The sequence below is a fragment of the Marivirga sp. genome, from assembly GCF_024636815.1.
Classification (GTDB): domain Bacteria; phylum Bacteroidota; class Bacteroidia; order Cytophagales; family Cyclobacteriaceae; genus Marivirga.
Genome location: NZ_JAGXGF010000129.1, coordinates 1 through 8,814, shown reverse-complemented (window position 1 = coordinate 8,814; position 8,814 = coordinate 1). Strand labels below are relative to the sequence as shown.

Here is an 8,814-nt window from a genome sequence, read left to right as displayed (position 1 = left end):
GCTTCCATCAGCACCCCCATAAATATAGCGCATACCACTCTTATCCGTCACTTCCCACCAATAATTTTCAGGACTATCTCCATGTCGTATTATTTTTTGAAAACCTCCTTCTACTCTTGGAAAAAATTGCTTTTCACTTTCTCTATTTTCTAATATTCCTCTGTGCGCTACCGGTGTTAATTGCTGCCCACTCATGCTATAAGTTTCAGTTTCCATTGAAGCATCATATCTCGGAACTCCCCAACGAGTGTCAATAGTAATGGAAGGAATAGAAAGATTCCAGCCCAGTCCCATCCAGCCATTTCCGCCAGCATTATTATAGCTGATGGCTAATTGAGGTTGCATTCCATTTCTACCAGCCGGGATATTAATAGGATAGCTCATATTGGCATTTCCCATGGAATTGGCTGAAGGAGGTTGCATTAAATTGATGCCTGCCGTTGGATTGGCCGCTTTAATGCCTTTCATGCTGGTAGAGTTATAGGCATTTACTTCCGGTGATTCCGGTACTTGTATCACACCATTAATCATATCGGTAAAATGGGTGGTACGGGAAACCAACATTCCCTCCTCTGCCAAAAGCGTATCTTTTGGTAAAGGCACCCAATGATGAGACTGCTCATCAAAATAGAAAGTCCTTACATCTTCTTTGGTATAGCCTTCTGGTATAAGTTCTTCATCTATAGGCAAGGCTATTTTGGCTTCTTTATAAAATTGAGTGCCATGCGGAAGAAAACGAAATGCATCAGTACCTGAAGTAACATTGTACATGCCCGCATCCATAGGCGGGATGTCGATATAGCGCAGATTCGTAATAGAAACTTCTGTTGGGACTAAAATGGCGCTATCCGGTATGCTAAATGTTGCCCCTGAAAATTGAAAGCTCCCTTCGCCTATATTAAAAAATCTGCTTGCTTTACTAAATCCTGCCGAAATTTCATGAGTAAAATCAGGACAAATATTTTCTTCTGCTTCGAATTCAAAACAATCCACTGTACCATCAGCTGTTTCTACTGTTATATGAACAAGATTATTTTCCCCATCTTCTCCTATTTTATTTAAAACAGCCTCAAAAGCTCCATTGTAGGTTTTTACATTTTGCCCTTCAATTCTTAAAGTAGAGGAAATATCTTTTACAAAACCTCTTATATAGTATTGATTATCATTCTGGTTAAAATTGGTAATGGTCAGGTTAGAGGTATTTCCTTCCTCAATTTTTAACTTAAGGTTTCTGAGTCTATAACCATATTGTGCTCCTTGCGGAACGGTAAAACGAATAACATTATCCCCTTCTTTTAACCATTCAGGATGGATTTTCTCTCTTTGAAGTTTCCATTCTCTTTCAAGCTTAATGAATTGACCACCAAAGGCTTTTTCATCGTTAATGCTTTTGGTTACACTCTGAGAAGAAGCAAGCCCATAGGTTTCGTATTCCAGCCATATTTCCTCATCACCACACAGTTCTTGATCAATCTGCAAATGAAAAATATTATCGGCCGGATTATCATAAGGCGTTTCAGGATGCAAGCCAATATAGGCTACAGCTGAACTGGTCCTCCCTTCAATAATTTGTGTATTGACATCAGCTTTTAATGGACTATTCCACAAGAACAGGATTATGAAAAGTAATGACTTGAAAGGTTTTAAAGTTATGGTCATTTGGGTTTTAATTCAGTTGAATAATTAATCTTATTTTTAATATACTGCGATCTTCTTGGCTTCTGTTCCGCTATCAGTCACTACCATGATGACATATTGCCCAGCTTGGTCCACCTTGACATCGAGCAAATATTCGGATTTGCCTGACTTGCTCAGGGATTGATGAATATTGCCTTTAACATCCAGTAAATTCACTTCAATACCTTCGGGCGTTCTTAAGGAAATGCTCACTTTGAAAGTACTGTTTCTTAGTACAGGATTAGGATAGACTCCAATTCTTTTAATATTTGAGCCTTCAATAGCTATATCATCTTCAAAGACGCAACCATTGCTTTTGTTGGTGACGTAAACTCTATAAGCGCCCGGTTCAGAAACCGTTATTTCTTTAGTGGTGGCAGTAAATCCAAAGCTTCCTTCCCAAAAATAACTAACATCCAGACTATCATGTACCAATTCAGAGGCATCCAGCACAATGTCTTCCCCTTCGGAAATTCTTTGGTCGGGCCCCAGGTTTACAGGGATATCATTTGCAAGCGGCAAGTTGAAATGTCGCGTAAAGGTCAATCCATGCTTATCTTTCAAAGTCAATTTATAATCTCCTTGAGCCAATTGATCTATCTCAAATTCTTCCTTAAAGCTGCCTGTTAGCTTATCTTCAGCTCCATCCATTCTGACCCATTCAAATGTATAAGGTCCATCGCCTTTAATGACATCTATACTTACCAGTCCGCTTTGGGTATCGGTACAAGTGGGTAAATCAACGATTCTCACAGCTGCAAATAATTCCTGAATCTTAGCAAAACTGAAATTATCCTGTCCTGATCCATCTACATCCCAGTTGATGTCATTATAGATCGCAATGGAATCGGTTGTAATGCTGTCCGGTTCAATATATTCTAATACATCTACTGAAAAATCCGATTGACCGCTCCGGTCGAGGACCAACCAAAAACCAAGGCTGTCATTAGGCAATTGTTTATAATCTAATGCAAGTGAAGTAAAAGTGGTCTTAGCTTGATTTCCATTAGTAGTATTAAGCCATTTTCTATCCACAATAGTCAAAATACTGTCTTTCCCTGTCCCTTTATTAGCTTCCAGGCTTGCATTATCATCTCCAAATAGCCAAAAATTTTGATCCGGAAATGTGTTACTTATTGTATCATCAAAATTGCCTACATTAAATTTTAGCAAAGTCAAGGTATCCTCTACATTGACGCTTCTCTGTTGATTTAAACCAAATAGATCATCCCTACCAAGACCTGTAATTCTATGTCCGAATTCTTCAAATTCCTCAAAATCCCAAAGCACCATTTCCGATGAACTCACATAGTTTTTCGAGTGAAGGCTAATGCCATATTTAATGGCCAGATAAGTTTCCCATTGCAAGCTTTCCAGAAAAGTTAAAGGTTGGTCAAAAAGTATGAGTTCTGCCAAATAACCATTGTACCCAATAGACCCCTGATCATTTCTAGCTTCAAGAAAGGACAGATAGCCATCCTCTGATTTTTCATTAGCATCTTCCCAAACTTGAGTAACGGTAGTCATTTGAGGCATTAAGTTTCCTTCAGAAAATTGATGTACCAAGCTATCGGGTCCGATAGCTCTTTGGGTACTGAAAGAAAAATCTCTTTTTAAAGTATTTTTAGAGGTTAACAAGCCCATTTCAGCCGTATCCACAGGCTGAAAAACTGCCATAAAAATCAGTTCTGATACGCCATCAGGATTGTAGGAAATTTCTCCGAAACCATTTCGATTAAATTTTCGGGCAGGGTTAAAATTTATATCATGAATACTGTCACTCACCCCTTCAGGTAGCAAGGCATGTCGTTCATTTCCGCTAAAATCATTCCAGTATTCTGTATTGATGCTATCAGAATTGACTTTGAACCACAAGGCAGGCGATTTAAAATTTTGGGCATTTAAGCTAGTAACTGCTAAAAAAAAAAGAAAAATTGGGTAGAATTTTTTTCCCATATTATCATTTGGTTGAATTATACGAATATGAAATTGCAAGCTAATGGAATTCCTAAGCACTATTTAATGTCTTTATTCCAAATTCGCACTGAAGTACCTTTTATATACTAATATTAAACTTTTCCATAAAATAAATAGTATTTTGAGAAGATAGAGTTGTTTACCTCTAAAATTGACATACTCTAAAAGTTCTAATAGTTGCATTTTTAGGTAATAAAAATGTATAGTTATTTATTTTTATTACTTATCCTAAAGATTAACAATCAAGTAGTAAGAAATATAAAGTAGTGGGATAGCGTTTGTTGGCCTAAAAAATTTCCCGTGAATTTCTAGACCACGATTTCTCACTAATTTCCTAATTATTATAATGTGACAGCCATTTAAACCAACTCTCCTCAGTGTCTCCTTCTCCTAAGGTGCAGGATTAAGGATGGGGCTATTGCCGAAATCCTCTTAAACCACGAAAGTTTTTTTACCTCAAGGGTATTGATTACCCCTAATATCTTTTGAAATTAAACCTCTAACTTTCACAAGCTTGATACAATTCTTTCAAATCATAAAAAAGATTAAAATATTCACCGGTCACTCTATCATAAATATAAAAACCTCTGCGAGCAAACCAACCAGTAATGGTGCCATCTTGCCTAAGAGCCATCTCATCATCTTGATCCTCTAATTTATGAATAGAGAAAAGAACATATCTAAAATTATTTTTTGACAAGCCAGAGTAGTCCTCTCTAATCACATATTTACCTTCAAATTTTCTCTCAAATTCCTTATGATTTAAACTTAAGTAGCCATAAGGCTCAACCCGCTTATCTTTAATGTTAGGCATAAAGCGAACACCTCGTTTTAATTCTTTATGAATAAAGCTTAAATCATCACTAGTGGCAATCAATTCATCGTTTGCTTTCATTTTCAAATATCGTGTAGAATCAACAGTTATATGAATTTTAACCTCCAGATAATCCAAATAACCTTGCAGATCGAATGCCTTTATTATTAATCCCTTAGAACAAATGTCTGATGGTATTGCTAATGCTGCTTGTTCCAAGCTTTTAAATATTGAATCACGTTTTAGGGTCGATGGTAAACTATTGATGTAAGCCAATCTATTCTGAAGCTCTGCACTTTCATTATAGTTGGTAAAAGACCTTGGCCCAGGGCTACATGAATAAATTAATAAAAAAGTGAAAAGAAAGATAATTCTAGATTTCATATTTAAGGTTTTGATTTAGCAGTAAGTAAAAAGCAAACATAATCATTTGCATTAATATACAAAAAGAGTTAATTTCCATCATACTTTACAAAATTATATTAATCATGGGAATCAAGCCAGGGCCAAAAAGAAAAGCGACTTCTACAGGTAAACCGGATAGACGTCAGAGGGATAATAAAGATACTCCGGGAAACACTCCTTCTCTTAAACCGCACAAGCATAAGAAAGGAGATTGAATTTATAAATAATGGCAAAACACCACTCATATTATGCCAAAAGGCAATTGCAAATTATGTGATAATTATTCAGAATTACTTGAAAGTCATGTTATACCTAAATCCATTTACAAATGGCTAAAAAAGACCTCTGGCACTGGCATTCTACGTGGTGGTCAAAATATGAATATACCGATTCAAGATGGTTTTAAATACTATTGGCTGTGCCGCAATTGTGAGCAAAAATTTGGTCAAAGTGAAAAATATTTTATTGAGAATATTTTTAAGCCTGTTAATCACAATTTAAATGAAAGTGAGTTTCGCTATGACAACCGATTGAGATATTTTCTATGTAGTATCTGGTGGAGAATTATTCAACACAGTTTAACAGAACAGGAAGTATTACAATGCAAATTCATAGACCAAATCAGAGCATATGGGCTTAAACTTGCAGAATTTCTCAACTCCAAACCTCAAGCGAATCTTAATCCAGACTATCTATTACTTTTAGATGAAATTAAAGATGCTCCGCCGGCCTACAAGGACCTAAACTTTATTTTTTTGAGGACAGTAGATCCTTTATTAATGTTTGATCAAAATTCTTGTTTCTTAAGTCTTAGAATTCCTAAATTCTATTTTTTCCATGATGTAACTGGCTTAAATCATCAGATGATGAAACCTTTCGAACTTAATCTAACTGAAAGACATTTCAAGGCAATTCAAACTCCTTTGCAAGAACCTCATGTTTGTAGGTTAATTAGTCAACGGATTGCTGCTTTTCAGGATATGAAAAAACAAGTGTCAGACAATCAATCAAATAAAACTCATGCTAGACACGTCAAAAACCAAAAGAAATGGTTTGAATCAAATTCATTTCGTGCCTGGATTATGGATAGGCGTAGAGAAGAATAGTTTAATTTTAACTCTTAACAATCTCCACCCCCTCCAAAACATCCAAACCCTCCAACAACCCATTAATTTTCCGAACATGATTCCCCACAATCTCTTTATAAAAAGATGATTTCATTTTTTCATCAGTCATGTCCTCATGTTGTTGCTTCAACTCTTTCAATACTTCAAATTCCTTTAGGATTGAAGGTGCACTAGTCAAATCCTCCACCCTCAATTGCCCATATTTAGAAATCAAAAAAGTAGGATAAAACATGTTGACAGCTATGTATTCTTTTGGCTCAGTTGTAAACAACTCATGAGCACTTTTAGCGCCATTCGCTTTTAGAATATCAATTGCTTCAACAAAGGATTCCTCCTTTTCGCCAAAAACTTCATAGCTACTATAATGAAGGGAATCAATATCATCTAAAACAGTCTCAAAAGTATCAGGCGTTATGGTATTAGGGTTGGCGCCCAATTCCAAGAACAATTTCAAACGCTCTGGGTCTTCACTTAAAACCAAGGAATACAAACTAGAAACATACTCATCATCATGCGCATTGATATCTGCTTCAGCCTCTTGAACTAAATAACGTACAATATCAAAATCTAACTTGCTATAATAACTTATAGTAGCCTGAAAAACCGTTTCTTTATTTGAATTTCGAGCATTAATATCAGCTCCTTGCTCAATCAATGGCTTAATCCTCTCCAAAAAGCCGGGACCTATTCTTAAATTCTCATAGAGTGCATCATTCAGAGCTGAACCGAATTCAAATTGTGGCGATTTATTTTGTCGAGTTTCGAAGATTAAAAGTAGTTTTTATTGATAAGATTTTTTACCTGTAAAAATGAAATATACAATATTTTCAAGTTTTTCAGACTAAACGTATTAGTTTAGTATTTTACAATTACAGAGTAATTAATTACTAGTTATAATTTAATGCTATGATGCTAAATATTTGTTTTCATCACATTAAGTATCCTTCTCACAAATTTAGCATTGTAAAGATTATAATTTTAGTATAAATAGTAAGAATTGTAGCCATAAAAGACAAGTTTTAAAGAATTAAATAAGCATCAAAAGATGATATTAGCTGATATTTTAAAAGATTCCAATTACAAACTAACCCAGTTTTCACAAGATCAAATCCATAAATTAGAGAAAGCGACTTGCAGCTGTAAACTAGCTATTTTACGACCTAAGTCAATTAAGCCTGAATTACTAGCTATTTATTTAAAATCGAAATTTGGTCAAAATCAAATACAAAAATTTAGAAGAGGAACAGGTCAAACGGGGTTAATCTTAGAAGATTTTGATCAAATTTTAATACCATCTTTCAGTTCAGAATTCAGTAATAAGATAACTGAATTAATCAATTCATCATATACATCACATGAGGCCTCAATCAATAATTATAAAAAAGCCGAAAAATACCTACTTAAAGAGCTTGACTTAGATAATTTCCAACTTAGCCAAGAACCGGTAAACATCAAAAGCTTTTCAGATTCCTTCGGTAATTCTGGCAGATTGGATGCAGAGTATTATCAAGTGAAATATGAGCAAGTCATTGAAAGAATAAAATCGAAAAAGCATGATAAGCTGATAAACTTAGTAAACATCACAAAGTCTATAGAACCAGGCTCAGCAAATTATGCAGAGCAAGGCTTTCCTTTTATCAGAGTTTCAGATTTTGATAAATTGGGAGTTTCAACACCAGACAAATATTTGACATCAGATTTTTGTGATGCAAATAATGAGTTAATCAACTCATTAAAACCAAAAAAGAGACTATTCTATTTTCAAAAGATGGCAGTGTTGGCACTGCCTTAATGCTTAGAGAGGATGCAGAGTTCATTACATCAGGAGCAATTTTGCATTTGACTGTTAAAGATAAAAAACAAATAAATCCTCAGTACCTAAGTTTAGTTTTAAATTCTGAATTAGTACAGATGCAAGCTGAAAGAGATGCAGGAGGCTCAATTATTTTGCATTGGCGAGTAATTGAAATTGCAAATGTAATTGTTCCAATAATAGACTATGGCAAGCAACAAAAGATAGCTGAGTTGGTCGAAGAAAGTTTCAAACTCAAAAAGCAATCCGAACACCTTTTAGAAGTAGCTAAAAAAGTAGTTGAAATGGCTATTGAACAAGATGAGCAGACTGCGTTGGATTGGATGGATAAACAAACTGATAACTTTAATATCAATTATTAAATACTCTTTACACCTCAATTTTAAAATATCAAATGGGCTTTTCGAAAATTGACATAATTGGATTACGTGGTTTTAGTGATAATCAGACTTTGAATTTCGGTCAACCTAATGGCAGAGAAGGAAGTGGTTTAACTGTAATAGTAGGCCCCAATAATTCAGGTAAATCTACAATCTATGAAGCATTTAGAGCCTACTATCACAAGATAATCCACCAAGTTTTACTGAAGGAAGACGTAATAAAATTGCCGGGGATAAAATTGAAATTACAATTACTAAAAGTGACTCAACCTCTTTAACTTTAAAAACGGAAGTTAGTGGTGGAAGTGAAACCAAATTTGAACAAAATGGTCTTAGTCAATACGAGATTAAATTTTGTACCCTTCCTTCCAGAAGAACATTTTCGCCTTTTTTTAGTAAAAGTGTTTGGGATAGAGAACAATATATATCAAACTCTCAACTTGCCCCCTGTAAGAGGAACTCAACTTGACCATTTTTCTTATAACCTGAGTTCGATTCTAATTTAGGATTCAGAACGCCTGTAAATAGTGAGTTTCAACTAAAAATTCTGAAGCAATAGCGGGCTATTGTAAGGAATTTTTAGGAAGAAAATCGCTGTTTAGAGGTGGGATAGGAAAAGCT

General features: G+C 34.9%; 9 protein-coding genes. 5 read left to right on the top strand and 4 right to left on the bottom strand.

Annotated elements, in window-relative coordinates; genetic code table 11:
* The 3 genes from Q0L29_RS09790 to Q0L29_RS09780 form a co-directional block, all read right to left on the bottom strand.
* Positions 1–1,659 (bottom strand): SpvB/TcaC N-terminal domain-containing protein (locus tag Q0L29_RS09790; RefSeq protein WP_296621234.1); only part of this gene is annotated, 1,659 nt, incomplete at its 3' end.
* Between the two features lie 36 nt (positions 1,660–1,695).
* Positions 1,696–3,552: a T9SS type A sorting domain-containing protein gene (locus tag Q0L29_RS09785; protein ID WP_296621232.1), complete on the bottom strand. Its 1,857-nt coding sequence runs from the start codon at positions 3,550–3,552 to the stop codon at positions 1,696–1,698.
* 601 nt (positions 3,553–4,153) lie between these two features.
* Positions 4,154–4,852 (bottom strand): hypothetical protein, encoded by a 699-nt coding sequence (locus tag Q0L29_RS09780; protein ID WP_296621230.1) that lies wholly within the window; start codon positions 4,850–4,852, stop codon positions 4,154–4,156.
* A gap of 104 nt (positions 4,853–4,956) precedes the next feature.
* Here Q0L29_RS09780 and Q0L29_RS09775 point away from each other — a divergent pair, with 104 nt between their 5' ends.
* The gene (locus Q0L29_RS09775) at positions 4,957–5,088 is read left to right on the top strand and encodes a hypothetical protein (protein ID WP_296621228.1); all 132 of its coding nucleotides are present in this window, start codon (positions 4,957–4,959) and stop codon (positions 5,086–5,088) included.
* Positions 5,089–5,121: 33 nt separating this feature from the next.
* Positions 5,122–5,979, top strand: a complete 858-nt coding sequence (locus tag Q0L29_RS09770) for a hypothetical protein (protein WP_296621227.1) — start codon at positions 5,122–5,124, stop codon at positions 5,977–5,979.
* A gap of 7 nt (positions 5,980–5,986) precedes the next feature.
* Here Q0L29_RS09770 and Q0L29_RS09765 read toward each other — a convergent pair whose 3' ends face one another.
* Positions 5,987–6,673, bottom strand: coding sequence for a hypothetical protein (locus tag Q0L29_RS09765; protein WP_296621225.1), 687 nt, complete (start codon positions 6,671–6,673; stop codon positions 5,987–5,989).
* Between the two features lie 372 nt (positions 6,674–7,045).
* On the opposite strand from Q0L29_RS09765, the gene Q0L29_RS09760 reads away from it, so the two are divergent.
* From Q0L29_RS09760 to Q0L29_RS09750, 3 genes are read left to right on the top strand one after another with little or no spacing between them, the layout of a single operon-like run.
* Positions 7,046–7,792 (top strand): hypothetical protein, encoded by a 747-nt coding sequence (locus Q0L29_RS09760; RefSeq protein ID WP_296621222.1) that lies wholly within the window; start codon positions 7,046–7,048, stop codon positions 7,790–7,792.
* On the top strand, positions 7,792–8,175 hold the full coding sequence (locus Q0L29_RS09755) for a hypothetical protein (protein WP_296621221.1): 384 nt from the start codon (positions 7,792–7,794) through the stop codon (positions 8,173–8,175). The genes Q0L29_RS09760 and Q0L29_RS09755 overlap by 1 nt, the downstream gene beginning before the upstream one ends.
* Before the next feature lie 32 nt (positions 8,176–8,207).
* Positions 8,208–8,471 (top strand): AAA family ATPase, encoded by a 264-nt coding sequence (locus Q0L29_RS09750; RefSeq protein ID WP_296621220.1) that lies wholly within the window; start codon positions 8,208–8,210, stop codon positions 8,469–8,471.
* The last annotated feature ends 343 nt before the right edge of the window (positions 8,472–8,814 follow it).